Raw genomic sequence first — 16,977 nt, forward strand, 5'->3', positions numbered from 1 at the left:
GCATACGGGTCGTGTGGAGATGTGGGTTCAGCGGTCATTGGCATCCTCCCTGTCCTTTGCCGCAAAGATGTCCTCCATCATTCGGACATGTGACTCCTGAACCTCGACTCGGGCTTTTCGAGTGCCACGAAATTCGTTGTGATCCAGCTGCGCCGCGATTTCATTTTCGATGGAGCGGGCCTCTGTGATCGAAGGGGCTCGGCCTCTGGTTCGCTCAAGAGCGATACGAGTCTGTTCTATAGATTGCTGGCGGATAGCCTCCATGCGCTTCAAGCCCAGTACGGCGTCAGATACTCGTTGGTGCTCAATGTCGGCAGCCTTTAATTGTTGAAAGGCGAATGCGTCAGCCATATCGTCATAAGTGATCTCCGGTGAGGCATTCGCATGGTCGGCGATCCGCAGGTCGATGAGGCCATCACCGTTGACGTTTGGAGTCCAGATGGTCGATACGGATCCTGGGTAGTACTGAGCAGGAATCTCTCGGCCTCCAGAGGTCCGTGCGAAGGTGGACCAATGTTCCTTTTCCACGAGCGGTGACTCGTAGTAGTTGCCCCTGAACCGTACGCCGCGTGGTGTTACACGAGCCTCAGCGGCTGGAAGGAGTTGACTGACCAGTTCTGCGTGAGCAGTGGCACGCAAGTAGCCGATACCCATCGCGTGGCCCCAGCGCCAGAGTCCGGCAGGACTGGGGAATACACCCGCTGCGGCCATATGGGCGTCAATTCGATTTGTTCGATCCGCTGTGAGGTTGTAAATAAAGAAGCGTTCGCTCAAGTACTGCGTGTACTGTCGAACGTTCATGGTTGCGGCGGCGGGGTTTGAGCGGCGGAGGTCGTACTCCACACGGCGGGCGTCCATTGCGCCGGGTAAGAAGTTGTATTGACTGTCTTTCAAGATGCGATGAAGAACCTCCACAATGCCTTTCAGATCGGGGCGAAAAGGCGGCGTGTATTGCAGATCCAGAAACAGCTTCATACCCGTTGCCTTCGCACGTTTGGAGAGGTATTCGCCTCGATCACAGAGAAGACGGGCCGGCAGAGTGGGGGCTGGAAACAGGGACTGGCGCATCTCGTAACCCCAGAGATCGCTCAACAACGCTGGTGATGCCGTTGCATTGAACAGGCTCACCTGGGCTGTGTCCCAGCTCGGCCCAGTCAGGCAGACATAGAAGCCAACAATCGCCGTGGACCACACATCGACGATGATGTAGACAATCGGTCGACCAATGATCCACTCGGGGTTCACCGATGATCTCAAGTAGATGTCACCGATGGTGCTGTCGATGGCATACAGAAGGCCGGGGCCCGGGGAGCCTTGCCAACTGCAACTGTTCATGCCGCGTAGCGAGCGTTTGAAGTGACCTTTGCTTGTTTTCTGAAGGATTTTTTCTAGGGCGCTGGTCTCGACAGTGAGGATGCGTTTGACCTGTTGGTAGTTCGGGTACTCCCCTTGCTTAAGATCCAGCGCCACGATCTTCCCTGCATCGTCGTAGGTCAGGCTTTTCACGAAATGGCTCGCCACGATCTGCTTGAACCGCTCGCGCATTGACGGCTTGGGGATTGGGATGCGCTTGTCTGCAGAGATGATTTGGGCGCGCCAGTCTGCATTCATGCCCGGCTGAACAGGTTCTCCCCAGTGTCCGTATATTTTTTTGTTGATCCTTTGTGCGAGGGTCTTCCGACCCGCCTTGTTCTTGCGCCCATCTTTGCCAAGGTCACGAGGTTTTCCTCTTGCTCCGCATAGATACCACCGGGGACGCAGGCTTGTAGATGTCAATCCGAACCTACACAACAAGGACCAAAGGTTGTAAACGTAGCCTCGGCTCACCTTGTGTTTCACCACGGCGTTTTGAACCAGGCGCCCCAGGTTGCCACGCACTACCAGTTCCTCCTTGAGCTTTTCCAAATCAAGGAACTCGCTCATGACATTGCATCGATGTTCAAATGTTTCAGCGGTTTTTCGATCAGCGAGTGATTGATAGTAGATTGCTGGCAGCTCTAGGCTGACTGCTACTAACTCATGGGCGTCATAGAGCTCTTGCAGCTCCAGCCGGGGGACGCGCAATAGCTGACCTACCAGCGGTGGTTTGACAATCCTTTTCTCCCGCTTGGTGTGTTCTAGTCGCGGGCGGCCCCCCTTTTTGATCTCGGGCGGAAGTGAAGGGTAAAACTGGACGCAATAGACGACGTTGGTTTCCGGGGCATCCATCACAATACGAATGATCCCTGCTTTCAAGCCCAAAGCATCCCCTGCAAGGCGAAATGATTGATTGCTCATCAGAGACATGCCGACCTCCTGGATGCAATTGGATTTAATTCAATGAATTCCGTCATCGGCAGCAGTGTGAGAGGCAGGTGAGGGCGCCAACTCCGGCGCAAATCAAGCGGCAATTTGCCTTGCCAAACGGCTTGCCAAAGTGCACGCTGGGCAATGTAGACATGCTGCTCTGCCCCACCGAAAATACAGGCCAATCGATTGATCACGTCGGAGTAAGGATGAAAGGGCATAGACCGGACGACGTGCGCGGCGATATCAAGTTCGGGTGCGGCGGCAGGCTTCGCCAAGCCCCAGGCGGACGTGCTGCGAAGGGTCAGCGCGACGCGTTTGTCATACTGTGCTGGTGTGATCAACAGCCATGTCACGCCCCGCACTTCCCAGTACGTTTTTTCTAGAGTTAGGAGCTGTTTAGCACGGGGAGCCAGGGCTTCGCTCGGTTTACATGAGACTGCCAGCAGGTTCATTTTTCTTGCCCCCGGCGTTTGAAGAACCAGCAAGAGGTCTGTGGTGCTGGTCCAGATGGCCGTCTCGTCGATATCGGTCACGACGGGATGTTTGATACCCATCTGGCGTGCCAAATTCAGGGTACCTGGATAGGTTTGCTTGCCAATCCCAACCCGCCAGCGGCTCAGCTCGTGCGCGCCATCCTCTTTGCTGATCGGGTACTGCTCCACGAGGTCAGCCAAGCCAGGCAGCATCGATGCAAAGTTAAGTCCAGTCCATTCCCCGTCCGATAGCAACTCCCGCTGACGGTCACGCCACACAAGAAGGTGGGATCTGCCGTGACTGGATGGATCAGATCTTGAAACACGGTGCCATGGGACGTAGTCCGTATTGGTGCCAAGGCCGCGTCCCACTTTCAGGAAACGAGCAAGGACTTTTGGCGTAAATTTCTTCTCCGTTCTCATTTGCCGCCTCCCCATCCAATGTCTGAAGAGCGGCTTGAGCTGCATTCGCACGGAGATTCAAAGGTGGCTTCTGGCCAATGAAACCCAGTCTTTCCGAGTTCTGGCGTCGAATCCGCTGTCTGCGCGAAGACGCGGCTTCCGTTTCTTTTTGGGCTGAGGAGCCCCTGGCCTTTGTGTTTGGGCTTCCAATCGCTATCTTGGACCCGAAAAATCTTGCGCTGGCAGCTAGCCGAAAGCGACATCAGCCCGATGGTGATGTAAATCGTGTTCACAGTCTTTCTCCCACGACGATCCGCCGCCCAAGGAGCGGCTGTGGCTCCGGCGGATCGAATTTTGAAAACAGGCGAGCACGCGGCTTGACACCGGCTGGGTAGCGGGGGAGAATTTCGATTGAGTGGTGTCGAAAGACCCTAACGCCCTGAAGTGTCGCGAACTTCAGGGCGTTCTCATTTTTGCGCCTGACTATCAGCCCTTGGGGTTCAATCAGGGACTCATTGCACACCTCCAGTACTCATGGCGCATTTGTTCGACTCGTTTGAACGCTGTAGCCATATCCATCGTGCAATGTCTGGTACCGCGGCAAATCGTCCGCGTCGGCCAGCCAATAAAAACGTGGCGATTGGCAAGCGACCTCGTTGATAGGCCTTGCGAAATGCCTCTTGGGTCGGGTAACCCAACGCCCTGGACAATTCGCTTCCGCCGACTGTTGTGCCCAAGGCCCTGATCAAGCTGAGCTCGAAACCTTCATACGAGGTCTCAGATGGAGAGGCGTCTGGATTGATGGGTAAATGCGTCATAAACAGGGACTGTCCAGGACAGGGCAAACGGTTACAAATGTTAGTGCGAGCTTCGGCGCATGGCAAAGTGGACGGGTTTCAAAAAACTTGTACCCTGCCGCTCAAACGAAACTGGGCGTGACAAAGGCAGCCCGATGCGTGAAGATCAGGGATGCCTATTGATTTTCGCAATCAACCCAGTGATTGGGGGACTCATAAAAATCAAGTAAAACGCGCCTGCGGCACTGTTTGCTTCGGGGCACTGGCTTCCCACTTCGGGACTGAGTCTGCCAAGTGGATTGAGTGGCGGGCGGATCGACGTCAGCCCTTCACCAAGTTTGGTGAGCCATCGTCGTCCAACAAGTATTTGCGTTGGCGGCAAGGCAAGGCACTACCCAACGACACGACAGTCGCCCACATCCATGCCCGAACGTCAGGTGCGGTAAAGCTTGATTTCTGGCGTGACCTGCCCTTATGGCCGCTGCTAGCCCCTCAAGCTCCGAGGATGTCTTGGATGCTGCGGCTGCTTGAAGAATCCCCGATGAACATCCGCCAGATCCTGTTCGTCGATAAAGATGGTCGCTGGGGGGGCAGATTTCACCATACCAACCCAACTCGCGACCAGATCCTTGGCATCCGAAACCTGTACTCCCTTGACGCTTTCCTCGTGCTGATTTGCTTAGCCAGAAAAGGTGAAGAACTGGAGGATGATCCGCTGCATTTTTTGGCGTCTGCGTGCGCGTTTGACATCTTTCCACGCATCCTTTACAGCTATCCCCCTCTGCGATATCGCTGGGAGGGCTTGTTCGTCTGCATCGAAAGGTTGTATTGGAACCGTGTTTACTTCAACGGAAGCTATTTCAAGTTTCCGCTGGAGGTGATTCGCGACAACTTGTTGGCGCTTGAACTGGATCCTTCAACACGCTTCCGACAAATATCTGGAAATCGGACAAGGTCTGATAAAAAAGCGGCCAGGGATGCCAAGTCATGACCGCTGATGTCGTCCACACCCCACTGGAGTGGGGGATCGGCATGCCTGAACCAGCCGCTGCCACCGCCACCCTGTTCCTGGATTTCGATGGTGTCTTGCACCCGGAGTACGGTCACCCCAGCCGGTTCTTCGAAGCACTGCCGCTGTTGGCAACCGTGTTGCTCCCCCGACCATGGGTGGAAGTGGTCGTGTCGAGCAACTGGCGCTATGAGCGGGCTGACGCTGCAACCACTGGTTCCACAACCCTTCCCGCCACTACCGTCACCACAAGCGCGACTTCTGTTTGGCGGTTGAAACCCATGGTGAAGGTGAACGAGTGGCTGCAGGCCGAACCACTGCTTTGCCAGCGGGTGGTGGGCATCAATCCCTTGATGCCCGACCACTCCCAGTTGCCAGACCGGATACTGGCCTATGAGCGTGAAGCCCAGTGTCTTGCCTGGCTGCGGGCATGGCGTCCGTCACGTCTGCACTGGCTGGCCCTGGATGACCGGTCCTGGCTGTTCTCTCCTTTTTGCCCGCAGTTGTTCGAGACCGATGGCACACAAGGCTTGCAGCCAGACCAACTGCCTGCGCTGGCCGCCCAGCTGGATGCGATGTGCAGCTGAGCGAAAAACCATTCAGTGGATGAAACTGAACAGTCAGAACCATGAAGCAGATGAACCTGATGAAACAGACCTCCCAATCTTCACGATCCTCCCGGCCTTCTCAGTCTTCCCAGCTCATCGCACTGGACTGTGACGGTGTCTTGCTGGACTACGCAACCGCCTACGGAGCGGCATGGGAGCGAGCATTCGGTGACAGACCGACGCTGGTGAACCCACACGCCTACTGGCCCATGGATCGGTGGGGGGTGCCGCGCCTGAGCGGCCAGGCGCTGGAACAGTTCCGCGCGGTGTTCGATGAGACGTTCTGGCGCACGATTCCCGCGGTCTACGGTGCGGTGGAGGCTTGCGAGCAACTGGTGCGTGCGGGATACAAACTGATCTGTGTGACGGCCCTGGAGGACCGCCATCTGGAAGCCCGTCGGCACAACCTGCGCGAACTGGGCTTTCCGCTGTCACACGTGTACGCCACAGACAGTGTGCCCACGGCAACGGGTACCAGCCCGAAGGCCGCTTTGCTCAATGACTTGCTGCCTGCCTGCTTTGTCGATGACTATGCGCCTTACCTGATGGGGGTGGATGAGCGGATCCACCGGGTGCTGATCACGCGGGATCCTGATGGCAGTCCGAACACTGGGAAGATGCTGGAGTGTGCGGATGCGTGTTTCCCTGATCTGCGGGCGTTTGGGTCACACCAACTTGCAGATGGAAGGAGGGTCTCACATGAACTGTCCTGATGGCATCAAACAGGGACATGACTGGCAAGACCGACAAAGCTGGCTTATGCACCAGGAAGCGGTGCGCATGCTGCAGGCTGATCCGACCTTATGTGACAAAGCCTTGGCCACCCTGGCCCGTTGGGACACGCATGTCTGTAGCCGATCCAGGCCGTTGCGCGAGCGCTGGGCGCAGATCATTGGCGATCGGGACTAGGCAGCCGCATTGGACACCTCCGAGGTGGGCAACCAGTTGAGGCAAGCGTCACCACTGTCCTGCTTGCTGTCCGATGACGCCAGGCGGGCTATCCTCGCCCAAGTCCAACAAGAAAAGGCTTTCCAGGCTGAGATGCTCGCATGGGACAGCATGGCCCCGGTGGGTGCAGAGTCTGGCAGCCCGGAGTATGAGCGCCTGTCGGAGCTTGGCCACCTCGCGTTCATCGCCAGGACAGTTTGGAGGCGGCTCGGGCGTGGCTCGATACGCTGAATCCTGATCTGAGCGGGATGACACACGAAGACTGCGCCCGTTCCGCATCAGGATTCGAGCGTGTGCGGTCGTAGCTGGAGATGAATCTGATCCAGGAATCAGCTTGGCATGGTAGTTGGTCTGGATGATTGCCACACTGAGCTGGGCGATTACACGATCAGCCCGGCCACCCCTAACGAACTTTGCCATTGCCACGTACCGAGCCCATCGGCCATCGCTGAACACGATATCCGGACCTGCCTGGCAGGGCCGCATTGGTACTCATGAACTTCTGTCAGGCAGTAAATCGACGCGGCGTTCCGGATGGCAATGTCCGAGTCTTCGCACTCGTGAGACTTGTTCAATATGGGCATGGCGAATGGTGCATATCACGCGCATGTTCCATAACGCGCTCGCAAGATATCTATCGTGCGCCTAGTATGAAACATGCGCGTGGTATTTCGTGTTCGCCCTAATAGGCCGTTGAAAAAGTCAGTACAGATCCGAAAATTGTGATTTTGGGGGATTACCCGGTGAACGAGACCCCGAGATGCACCAGACCAAGAAGGGCAACCAGTGGCACTTCGGAATGAAAGCCCACATTGGCGTTGATGCGGACTCGGGCCTGGTGCACACGGTGGTGGGCACGGGGGCCAACGTCAACGACGTAACGCAGGCGCATGCACTGGTGCACGGAGAGGAAACGGATGTCTTTGCCGACGCGGGCTACCAGGGCGTGGACAAGCGAGCACAGACCCAAGGACTCGACGTCAACTGGCACGTGGCCATGCGGCCGGGCAAGCGCAAGGCGCTGGACAAGAGCACGCCGAGGGGCGCGATCCTGGACCAGCTGGAGCAGGTCAAAGCACGCATCCGTGCCAAGGTTGAACATCCGTTCCGGGTGATCAAGCGCCAGTTCGGGCATGTGAAGGTGCGCTACCGGGGCCTGCTCAAGAACACGGCGCAGTTGCACACGCTGTTCGCGCTGTCCAACCTGTGGATGGTGCGGCGCACGTTGCTGCAAGAGATGCGGGGATGAGTGCGTCCAAATGCGGCAAAGGGCCGCGAAATGGGGGGAAATCAGCCTTGAAACGGCCCTCGAAATGCTGAAATCTCCGCCATCTGGCATCAAGTACGCCAACTCACGACGCGGCGGGTGTTGTGCAGACCTTCCTTAACAATTTCTGGCGCTCGTATGCTGTCTGGTAGAGATATCGAGCGGTTGTGCGTCACGGCGTGTTGGACGACACAGTAGATCTGTTGATAGCTTCTATTGATCATGAGGTGAGTCGGCGCATCGGAATCTACCGACGTCTCCTCCTTCGCGACAAAGTGATGTTTATTGCCGCACGGTGCATGCATTTGAACATTCCACTGTTGTTGAGGCTTGATCCGAACGCATTTATTGGTGTGAGCTGTACTCGGTTTTCGTTTTGGAACCGAATCGAAACAGCACAGCAAGCTGCGGCCATGTTGAGCTGGTACCTGCAAAGAGTCCGACCACAGCTAGTTATCCACGGGGCAGGGAGCCCGCACCTCTTCATTACTCAGCATGGCATTGCGTTGAAACCGAGCGCAGTTGGCTCCCGCTTTACACGCGCGGTGCAGGCTGCTGCGCTAAGCAGGAGCATTCCAAGTTGGAACCACTGGATTCGGTCGCCCCTTGTAGCCGCCCGTTCAGGAAGAATACCGATTGACAAATTCTCGGTGAGCGCTTGAAATGAGCAAACACAAACGGGAGGGGGCTTCAATGCCCGAAATCACAGCTAACTGAGTCCGCTCAGACCGGATGGCTGTTTCACTTTTGCGAAAAGCGTTCGCGCGACTTGTCCGCCAGTTCTCCCCCTATGTGCGTTGGTCGTCCAGATCACTCTGCGACCGCATCACTCGAAGCAGCGCTTGCGCCGTTTCGGCTTCGTATTTCGAGGGGAGGTTATGACAAGAAGATGCACATCAGCAGCCCCTGCACTGGCCCGATTTGGCTTGATTCTGCTAATGCTAGGCTTAGTGCAAGGGTGCACCCATCTGGATGCGGTCCGCGAATTTGGTGGGACTGCTGTCGAGGTCTCCAGTTATAGAGATGCTGGACAGACCTACCAGGAAAGCGTCCTGACTATTGCCTCCTGTGACCGTCGGCCGGTATAGGAGCGACAAGACATGAAATTCGCTTTTGGTAATAGGTCTCGAGTTTTGGGTGTGGTGTTGGCCATCCTGGGAGGGGCTCCGCTTGCTCCGGTTCAAGTAGCAGCACAGGACATGCGGGTGGTTCAGGGTGTCTGGACATCGGGCGTCCATGACCGTCAGTTCATCGACCAACTCAGGTCAGGTGTTGTCGTGGGGACGCTTCACTTTTGGACACTCCTGAAAGGAGGTCCGAAGACGATGACTGAGTTGCAGACGAGAGGCAAGCTACCCATTGTTCATGAATGGGCCTTCAAGTCGCCTTTGCTTGTGGACCCGGACACCTTGTCTCCAGAGCAAGAGAACGAGCAGGAAGTCGCAAAACTCTTGGGTGTTGGTGCAATCGTTGACCGAGGTGGTCTGGTCTCCTCGGTCGCAGAAGGGAGGGATTTCCGCTGGCGAACGTGGAGCCACAAGCAGAATCTTTGGCGAGGCACCTGGGTCGTTCGGGTTCTATACGCAGACGGTAAGCCAGTCCCCTGTGAAACGCCGCCTTGCCGGTGGACCTTCTTTGTACGCTGATATGACCGACAAGACCTCACTTGATAAGGCCGTTCAGGACGCTCAGCGATTACTGGAATACGCCAGTGTCAAGGGCATCGAAATACCTGCCGCGCTAGTAACCCAGATTGTTGGCGCACAAACCCTAATCGGTAGGCAGACGACGGAAAAAGAAACATTTGAAACTCAGGAGTCTTTCTGGGCTGCCCTGGCGAAGCTCTCGGCATTGACCAAGCCCGCAACTTCAGAGAGTGTTCGTTATGCGGCAGAAACCACATCGGCAACCTGGGCGACGCTCTGGGCCAAGTTGAGTCGAAGCGGCGCGGACATGCCAATCATGAAAAGCATGTCCGAGGCTGCTGTCGGACGGGCACGCTTCTGGGCGCTCATTGGCTTGTTCTTGGTTGCTGTCTTCCAGTCGTACTACGAAGCAGGTGAGAGCACCACCGCCAAGTACAAGGAAGCGCAAGCGATCGTTCGAACGAACCTTAATCGTTTGAACGAACTGGAACAAGCAAAAAATAAGGCAGAGGCAGCCAAGGCGGGTCCCGAAGAAATCAGTCGGCTGAACAGGGAAATCGCCGTTTCCCGTTTGACGATTGAAGACGCGAATGAGCAGACCGAGAGGCGAGTTCAGTGGATGAAGAAGCTGCTGTACTGGCAGGACTGGACCATCAAGGACCCCGGCGACCCGCAAGCCAGCTTCGAGCTGTCCCAGCGCGTTCTCAGTGTGCTCGAGGGCTTGCTCACCCTGCTGGGGGCCTTCATCCTCCCCATCACATGGAGCTTCCTTGGGGCCGCACTATACGTGAGCCGCGCGTTGGCTGAAGACATCCGAGCGATGGCGTACGCACCCGAGCGGGCCATCCTACATCGCTCCAGGTACTACATGGGCATGGTTGCCGGCTTTACAGCCGCGAAGTTGTTTCCGTCCAGCACAGGTATTTCCGAGGGGGCGGTCAGCACCTTTGCGGTGGCCCTCCTGGTCGGCTACAGCGTGGAAGTGTTATTTACCCTTTTGGACCGTTTGATTGGTGCGTTCTCGACAAAGTAGGGGGAATTGAAGATGTCAGGTGCCTATGCACACATTACTGCTGTCAACAGGGCAAAAAGCCAAGCCAGAGGAAAGTTGAGCAATTCGAGCCTTTACGCGCTGGGCACTAGGCTTGCGTTTGCTGAACTCGGGTGCGTTAGCCCCGACTATCCGTACTTGGGAGGTCCTGGGCAGGGTTTCTGGGCAGACCAAATGCACTACAAGAACACAGCCACCCTGCTGCGCGCGGGCGTCGATGCAGTGCAGAAGCTCCAAGGAGTGGAAAGAGAGAAGGGAATCAGTTGGCTCTTCGGTTTTGCGTGTCACATGACGACAGACATGACCATTCACCCCATCGTCGAAGGCATCGTGGGTCCCTATGAGCAGAATAAGGCAGCACACCGGGAATGCGAGATGCATCAGGATTCGCTGATTTTCAACTCAATGGACTTGGGAGACGTCGGACTGACGAAGCACCTGAACACGGGGATCGCAAGTTGTAGTGCGTCGAACAATGGGCTCTTACTGGATCCCACTGTCAAGACGATGTGGCTCCAGATGCTCGCCACAAGCTACCCGAATGCCGCAAAGGACGGTGGCCCGGAGGCCAAGCCAGACCTTTGGCACACGGGATTTTGCACAGTGCTAAAGGGTGTCGGGGCAGCTACGCGATTGTTTCCGTTCGCACGGCACGTGGCCGCCAATGAGGGGTTGCTGTACCCGGATGTGAAGAGTCTGAACAAAGCGTACACGGAGAACCTCAAGACTCCTGAAGGGTTCATGAAGTACGAGCAACTGTTTGACCGTGCAGTGGTCAACATCATCAGTGTCTGGTCGGGAATCGACAACGCATTGAGTGGCAACAACAGGGCTTTCCTTGATGGTCTTCAAGACTGGAACCTGGACACCGGAAGGTCGGTGTCGACAGGCAAGTACGTGTTCTGGAGGAGCCAAGAATGATGAGGAGACTCTGGCTCATCGCCACCTCGGCAATAGTCGTTCTGGCTTGCTCGAATGTTGTAGAGCCCCAGCAGATGTTCGACAAAGCGTCGGCACTTACGAAGCTAACGGCCTACGTCGATGCTGCAGTCCTGTATAGCCCGACGGGCGCGTCGGATAGCGATCAAACCCTATTCGACAAAGCGTTTGCAGACAATCCGTTACTCAAGCCGCAACTCGGCTCAGACACACTTCGTCTGCAGCGTGGTGAGAAGGGTGTCGTATTGATGGTTTGCACTGAGGATGGTACGAAGGCGCTTCTTGAGGACCTGTCCTGTACTCCTGGCATGGACAAACATCCATGGCGAGACGAACCAGGTCGCACTTGCACTTTTTCGCTGAGTCCAACGGCTTGTCCGTGACCTTATTTCTGGATTTTGAGGGGGTATTTATGATCCGGATTCACTCTACGATTTGCGCAGCGTGTGCCATCTTGTTCACGGCTCTTTCCTTGCCTGCATCGGCCGAAACCTTCCGCATTGCAACCTGGAATCTTGGCTGGCATGTTTCAAAAGCAGAGGTGCCAGCTTGGATTACCCAATGCGAAAAGTTCTATGTCAAGAATCGGGCGACCAAAGTTTGGGATCTCACGCAGGAGGGTGCACCTAATGCCAAGCGCGGTTGGGAAATCACTGAATCGCGAGCCACTCTCGAAGGGGTTGACTTGGCGATCATGCCGCCATGTAGCGTCTATCAGACCGCCAACCACAAGGGTATTGCGATCACTCCTGGAGCATACGCAAGGCGTGTTCAGCAGCTCAGTCAGGTTCTCACACGTGACGTGCAGCCAGACGTTATCGCGTTCCAGGAGGTGTCGGGAACACAGGCTGTGGTCGAAGCGCTCGGGGGCGCCGCCGCCGATTACAACGTGTGCTCGTTCGATGGTAATTACAAGATTCAGCGCTTGGCTTTTGCTTGGCGCAAGAAGTTCGGTGACGCGGCTGAGACCTGCCGTGCGGTTCACGAGGTGTCGCTGCCTGACGCACTTCCCAAAGATCAGGTACGTCCAGCGTACAGCGTAACGCTCACGCTGGCTGGCAAAAAGGTGCGTTTCCTTACGGTCCATCTGAAGTCGAGCTGCGTCAGCCCTCTCGACAAGAATCCGGGACGTCTAGACGATGAGTCCGTGGCCGCCTGCGCGGTGCTGCAGCAGCAGGTGCGGCCACTCGAAAGCGCATTCGAGAAGCTTGGCCTTGGTGTGGATCACTTTGTGGTTCTGGGTGACTTCAACCGCAATCTGGCACACGAACTCAACCAAGTCTCAGGTGCAGAACCAGTGCGAAGTGACCAGTCCGCAGACCTCACAACGCCGCTGGTGATCGGGGTTCGCACCCGTAACCTGCTCATGGAAGTCAACGATGGTCAGCCGGTTTCATCCAAGGCCGAGCTGCTCACGCCCAAGTGCTCTGGCTCAGTGGAGCTTGAAGCAGCCTGCGGCGCTTCCAAAACAGGGATACCAACCATTGAGCAGCAAAAGCTCTTGAGCAGTAAGGCAGGCCTTGGCTGCCGGAACCCGGTCGGTCTGGATCACATCCTTGTGTCGCAGAACCTAGCAACCGCAGTGGTGAGCACAAACAAGATTGGGATTGGGGTTCTTGGAAGTTCTCTTCAGTCAACGGCCAGTCGTCCAGACCCCTTGATTGCAGTATCAGATCACTGTCCGTTGGTAACTGAGATTAAGTTATAGCAATCGTGGTCGCCCGAGTTCGACACCAACCACGCTAAGTCATTGATTTGTATAGGCCAAGCCTCTCGGCTGCCACTACAACAGGCTCAATTGGGTGTCTTGGAGAGGCTTCTTGATCTTCAATGCGGCCAGCACATCCTTCTGACGTTGGGCTATGGAGGAAACACCCTCAATGGGTGCGGCGTTGTTGATGCTCACGCTGTGATGCTGAATGCGGCACAAGTCAGCCAAAGCGGCCTCAGGCGACAAATCGCTGCCACTCATCTTCAGGCGTTGACGCATCACCCGGTACAGGATCAAAGCCAGCATGCAAATGCTCGCATGCGCCTTGATGCGCTGGGCAAGCGGTGGAACACCGGGGCAATCTCGATCTCGGACTTCAGCACCCGAAAGCCCCGCTCAATGTCGGCCAACGCCTTGTAGCGGCGCACCACCTCGCTTGGCGTCAAATCCGCCACATTGGTCACCAGCAACAACTTGCCATCCATGGCCTGGGCACGCGCCAGGGCGGCCTGATCAATGTCATAGGTGAACAGTGTGGCCTGCAAATCCACCTTGATGATGCGTGACAGGTGTGCCTCGCTCACCTCATGGAATAAGCGTGCCGTCACCCCCGCATCCGACAGCTTTCGGCCCCGGTACACCTTGCCCGCATCCTGCGAGTCCAGCTTGCCCACCAGCTGCTGGGCACGTTGTTGCAATTGATCGATGCGCGATTGGCGCTGGGCGGTTTGCTCAGCCGCCTGCTGTGGGTTGTGTGCCACCACCAAACGCAAGCCCTGCCACTGGACTTCTGCAATCAAGTCCTGCACCTCCGTGTCCGTGGCCTCGCTACCATCCTTTGCCAAGGTCTTGGCCTGTGCATTGATCGGCTCCAGGATGTGTTGACGCCAACCGAAAACTGACCACTTTATAAGGGGTGTGCCAACCCAAAATTGACCAGGGTGTATCACGCGACTGCTGAATTTTTTGGCAGGAGCAAACCAAAGGTGATCACCATGGAAATGATGGGAAGAGTGCGGCGCATGAAGCTGCGAGACGGCTTGAGCAACAGCGAGATAGCCAAAAGACCGGGGCTGTCCAGAAACACGGTCAGGAAGTGGCTCCATGCTGCCCGACCCCAAGCGGCTGCCAGTCCACTCAGTTCGGCACCTGTTTGCTCAATGTCTCCAACTTGGACTCAATTTCCTTGACGGATGCCAGAAGAGTTCCGGTTTGGTCGTAGAGCTTTGTGTCACGGCCGAGGCCTAGCCTCACGAAGAGCCAGTTCGCTGCAACGCCAGCTGGAACTCCGCTAGCAAGACCAATCGCAACGTTGATGAGTACCTCGGTCGTCGAGATTCCTGGCGCATGTCGGGCGAGCCCAAACTCAAGGACCACGTCCGGGTCATCTGGACCGCGCTTCGCAGGGGACGTGAGTAGGCTTTCGGGGGCTTTGGTTTTGATCACGAAGGTGACGTTCTGCATAACTTCCTCTTAGGCTGACCAAGTAGCTAGGATGCTTCTTGTTTGCGTCAAGAACTCTCTTGACTCGGATGCACCGGGGTATCTTGCCAGCATCCACTGCAGGAGGCGCTCTCCGCGCTCAGACGGTGGCGGATGGAGGGGGCACAACGACCTTCTAAGCACGGCCTCTATCCTAGCGAGCCAGTTGAAAAAGACATAGACGGTTATGAAGTTCGCCCAACGACTGACGTCAGTACCCGACCGTTCGCAGATGGCTTGAAGCGAGTAGGCGTCCGCAGCGTACTCTGCCACCCAATGTTGATCCGTGGCTACGGGCGGACCATCGAAGGCATGGTCAAGGTGAAGTCGATAAGCCCCGAGCAAGTCGAAGTCCTGGCCTACCACATGGCCCACTTCATGCATGACTACGAACTGCATGATGAGGATGGCCATTGACGACTGCGCCGCCGACAAGGCACCTTCCACATCCGGAGGAACACTCTCGAAGAAGACTTTTTGGGCGTTAATGACCGACGGCGACAAATAGTGGGAGAGCGCGGCGTCAAAGTCGGCCCGACCGGACCGCTTGAACTCTTCAAAATCTCCGCCGAGGTTCTCCAAGACGAACGCTTTGGCCAACAGCTGAGCACATACCCAAAGCCCTTCGTTTATGACCACAAGATAGCCGTCGAGTTGCTCACCGGTCAGTGTTCGATTCACGCAGAATCCATCTACTGAGCTCAGTGGAAGCATGCCAAAGTGGATTTTTCGATACAGGTCCAGATCGCCAGGCCGCACGTAGTCCACAAGGTCGCTGACCAGTTGGTCTAGCAGACCGCGTAGTTCGGGACTCAGGTCGGACTTGGCTGGCAAGGTCTCTAGGGCGTCGGATAAGGCATCGAACTTTTTATCCTGCCCGAAGTACCGAAGCGTGGCCTGAAGCTTGGCGCGGCGGCTCTCCGGTGTGCCAGTCCTCTCGCTGACCAACCACCACGCATCGTGCTCGCGCCGAGCGTTCTTGGACAGCACATCGAAGTAGTCAGATGCCGTTGGCATTCGTGATGTCTCCCAAACAGACCTAGACCAAAGAGGTGATTCGTGACTTCGCTGCGTTGCAGAAACGGAGCGTTGGCTACGGCCATTTTGCGCTTCGGCTGGGCTAGCGCAATGCGCAATCCCGCCAGTGCGCAGCCAGGGGGCATTTGCGTGTCACGCCGGGCCCGCCCGATGCGCGGCACCTGTGTTTACCCTTCCTTCGGTTCAACGGGGAGGCTGAAGTGTTCGTGCAGCTTCATCAGACCCCCGACAGGGTTAGCTTGCTCACAGCTTCGGCCACACGCGTCTCAGCTGCTTGCTTGGCCTCCGCTTCGGAGTTCTTACGAAGCCGGTTGTAGAGCCAATCGAACACCAGTGGGTTGCTCGCGCGGTGTCGGTAGATGGCGTCTTGCAATGCGCGCGAGCTCAGCGTCAGGTCCCCCGTCGAAGCGCCAGCGAGAGCTTTGTCCCAAACCTTCTCAATTTCATCCTTCAGCGTCGTCAACGACTCGATGGTGTCCTCCTGTTTGCGGTATTCCCGCAGAACAAAACTGGCCAGCGGCAAGACGGGAAGCCCCACTGAAATGATGAGCTGGTCGACCTTGAGTCCGTGGTACAGGCCAACGGCCAGCAGCACTGCAACCAGAAGACCCGCAATGAAAAAGAGTGCCCCTGAATACATTCGGCGTACCCGCAAGTCGTAGACCACATTCGTTCGTTGGCACAGGAGCCGCCCCACCGGCAACGGCAGACGAGAGATGGCACCGTCGTACCAGTCTTTCAGTTCCTTCTTCTCCTTGTCGGACATCTGGCCTGACGTAATTGCACGCAGCTCTTCAGGGTCAACGCGGCTACCAGCGACCAACTTGTTCCAGTCCAGCCTCAAAACCTCGGTGTCGAACTGCTCCTGAACCTTGGCTCCCGCCTTGCTATTGGCACGCTGCTTCGGCGAGAGGACCGCCACATCAAGAAGCAGTAGGGCAATAGACGCGAAGCCAAGATAGGGCCGGATTGCAGGGAACTCTGCGCCGAACAAAATGCCCAGCAACGGTAGCAGCAGCGCCGTGATGGCCACGAAGTTTTGATAGTTCTTCGCGCGGGAATAGAAGCGCCGCTGCGCGCGCAACAGTTCCAGTCGTTCGGGCTTGTTCTGCTCGATGTCGATTCGATGCTCGGCGGTCATTGGTGGTCCTTCCCTATTCAGTGTTTTTGGGAGGTGGCTACGGCGTTCAGGATGAGTGGTGGTCGCCGCCCCCACCTCCTTGTCTTGGGCTCTGGATGCTCACCCCCGCCCGACCAAACATCCGTCGCGAGCCATTCCTCGAAGTAATCAAGCCACTCAGCGGCCCAGGGCAGATA

The 16,977-nt window shown here is 56.6% G+C and carries 12 protein-coding genes and 3 pseudogenes; 9 read left to right on the plus strand and 6 right to left on the minus strand.

The window, feature by feature from the left end:
* Positions 1 to 27: 27 nt before the first annotated feature.
* Both ACYVB7_RS04865 and ACYVB7_RS04870 read right to left on the minus strand, forming a co-directional pair.
* Positions 28 to 2,286, minus strand: a complete 2,259-nt coding sequence (locus ACYVB7_RS04865) for a transposase (protein ID WP_460505470.1) — start codon at positions 2,284 to 2,286, stop codon at positions 28 to 30.
* A complete protein-coding gene (locus ACYVB7_RS04870; RefSeq protein WP_460505471.1) occupies positions 2,277 to 3,185 on the minus strand; it encodes a TnsA endonuclease N-terminal domain-containing protein in 909 nt (302 codons plus the stop codon). The genes ACYVB7_RS04865 and ACYVB7_RS04870 overlap by 10 nt, the downstream gene beginning before the upstream one ends.
* A 948-nt stretch (positions 3,186 to 4,133) precedes the next feature.
* On the opposite strand from ACYVB7_RS04870, the gene ACYVB7_RS04875 reads away from it, so the two are divergent.
* From ACYVB7_RS04875 to ACYVB7_RS04910, 8 genes and pseudogenes are all read left to right on the plus strand, one after another.
* Positions 4,134 to 4,952: a hypothetical protein gene (locus ACYVB7_RS04875; protein WP_460505473.1), complete on the plus strand. Its 819-nt coding sequence runs from the start codon at positions 4,134 to 4,136 to the stop codon at positions 4,950 to 4,952.
* Positions 4,949 to 5,557 carry an HAD domain-containing protein gene (locus ACYVB7_RS04880; RefSeq protein WP_460505474.1) on the plus strand — a complete coding sequence of 203 codons (609 nt, stop codon included), beginning with the start codon at positions 4,949 to 4,951 and terminating at the stop codon, positions 5,555 to 5,557. Before ACYVB7_RS04875 ends, ACYVB7_RS04880 begins: the two co-directional genes overlap by 4 nt.
* 41 nt (positions 5,558 to 5,598) lie before the next feature.
* A complete protein-coding gene (locus ACYVB7_RS04885; protein WP_460505476.1) occupies positions 5,599 to 6,291 on the plus strand; it encodes an HAD family hydrolase in 693 nt (230 codons plus the stop codon).
* A 977-nt stretch (positions 6,292 to 7,268) separates the two neighbouring features.
* A pseudogene (locus tag ACYVB7_RS04890) lies at positions 7,269 to 7,775 on the plus strand (IS5 family transposase); the annotation flags it as partial.
* 1,343 nt (positions 7,776 to 9,118) lie between these two features.
* The gene (locus ACYVB7_RS04895; protein WP_460505706.1) at positions 9,119 to 9,439 is read left to right on the plus strand and encodes a DUF2914 domain-containing protein; all 321 of its coding nucleotides are present in this window, start codon (positions 9,119 to 9,121) and stop codon (positions 9,437 to 9,439) included.
* A gap of 1 nt (position 9,440) precedes the next feature.
* Positions 9,441 to 10,472: a hypothetical protein gene (locus ACYVB7_RS04900; RefSeq protein WP_460505477.1), complete on the plus strand. Its 1,032-nt coding sequence runs from the start codon at positions 9,441 to 9,443 to the stop codon at positions 10,470 to 10,472.
* A 12-nt stretch (positions 10,473 to 10,484) separates the two neighbouring features.
* Positions 10,485 to 11,411 carry a zinc dependent phospholipase C family protein gene (locus ACYVB7_RS04905; RefSeq protein WP_460505479.1) on the plus strand — a complete coding sequence of 309 codons (927 nt, stop codon included), beginning with the start codon at positions 10,485 to 10,487 and terminating at the stop codon, positions 11,409 to 11,411.
* 397 nt (positions 11,412 to 11,808) lie between these two features.
* Entirely contained in the window at positions 11,809 to 13,137 is a 1,329-nt protein-coding gene (locus ACYVB7_RS04910; RefSeq protein ID WP_460505707.1) for an endonuclease/exonuclease/phosphatase family protein, read from the plus strand.
* Between the two features lie 75 nt (positions 13,138 to 13,212).
* Here the strand turns inward: ACYVB7_RS04910 and ACYVB7_RS04915 are convergent.
* Positions 13,213 to 13,931, minus strand: a pseudogene (locus tag ACYVB7_RS04915) (IS1634 family transposase); the annotation flags it as partial.
* A gap of 204 nt (positions 13,932 to 14,135) precedes the next feature.
* On the opposite strand from ACYVB7_RS04915, the pseudogene ACYVB7_RS04920 reads away from it, so the two are divergent.
* A pseudogene (locus tag ACYVB7_RS04920) lies at positions 14,136 to 14,249 on the plus strand (helix-turn-helix domain-containing protein); the annotation flags it as partial.
* Positions 14,250 to 14,277: 28 nt separating this feature from the next.
* Here the strand turns inward: ACYVB7_RS04920 and ACYVB7_RS04925 are convergent.
* The 3 genes from ACYVB7_RS04925 to ACYVB7_RS04935 all read right to left on the minus strand — a co-directional run bounded on the left by ACYVB7_RS04925 (position 14,278) and on the right by ACYVB7_RS04935 (position 16,801).
* Positions 14,278 to 14,604, minus strand: a complete 327-nt coding sequence (locus tag ACYVB7_RS04925; RefSeq protein ID WP_460505715.1) for a hypothetical protein — start codon at positions 14,602 to 14,604, stop codon at positions 14,278 to 14,280.
* Positions 14,605 to 14,613: 9 nt separating this feature from the next.
* Positions 14,614 to 15,639, minus strand: a complete 1,026-nt coding sequence (locus ACYVB7_RS04930; RefSeq protein WP_460505480.1) for a hypothetical protein — start codon at positions 15,637 to 15,639, stop codon at positions 14,614 to 14,616.
* 238 nt (positions 15,640 to 15,877) lie between these two features.
* Positions 15,878 to 16,801 (minus strand): S-4TM family putative pore-forming effector, encoded by a 924-nt coding sequence (locus ACYVB7_RS04935; RefSeq protein WP_460505482.1) that lies wholly within the window; start codon positions 16,799 to 16,801, stop codon positions 15,878 to 15,880.
* Positions 16,802 to 16,977 lie beyond the last annotated feature (176 nt).

It is taken from the genome of Hydrogenophaga soli (assembly GCF_054777695.1).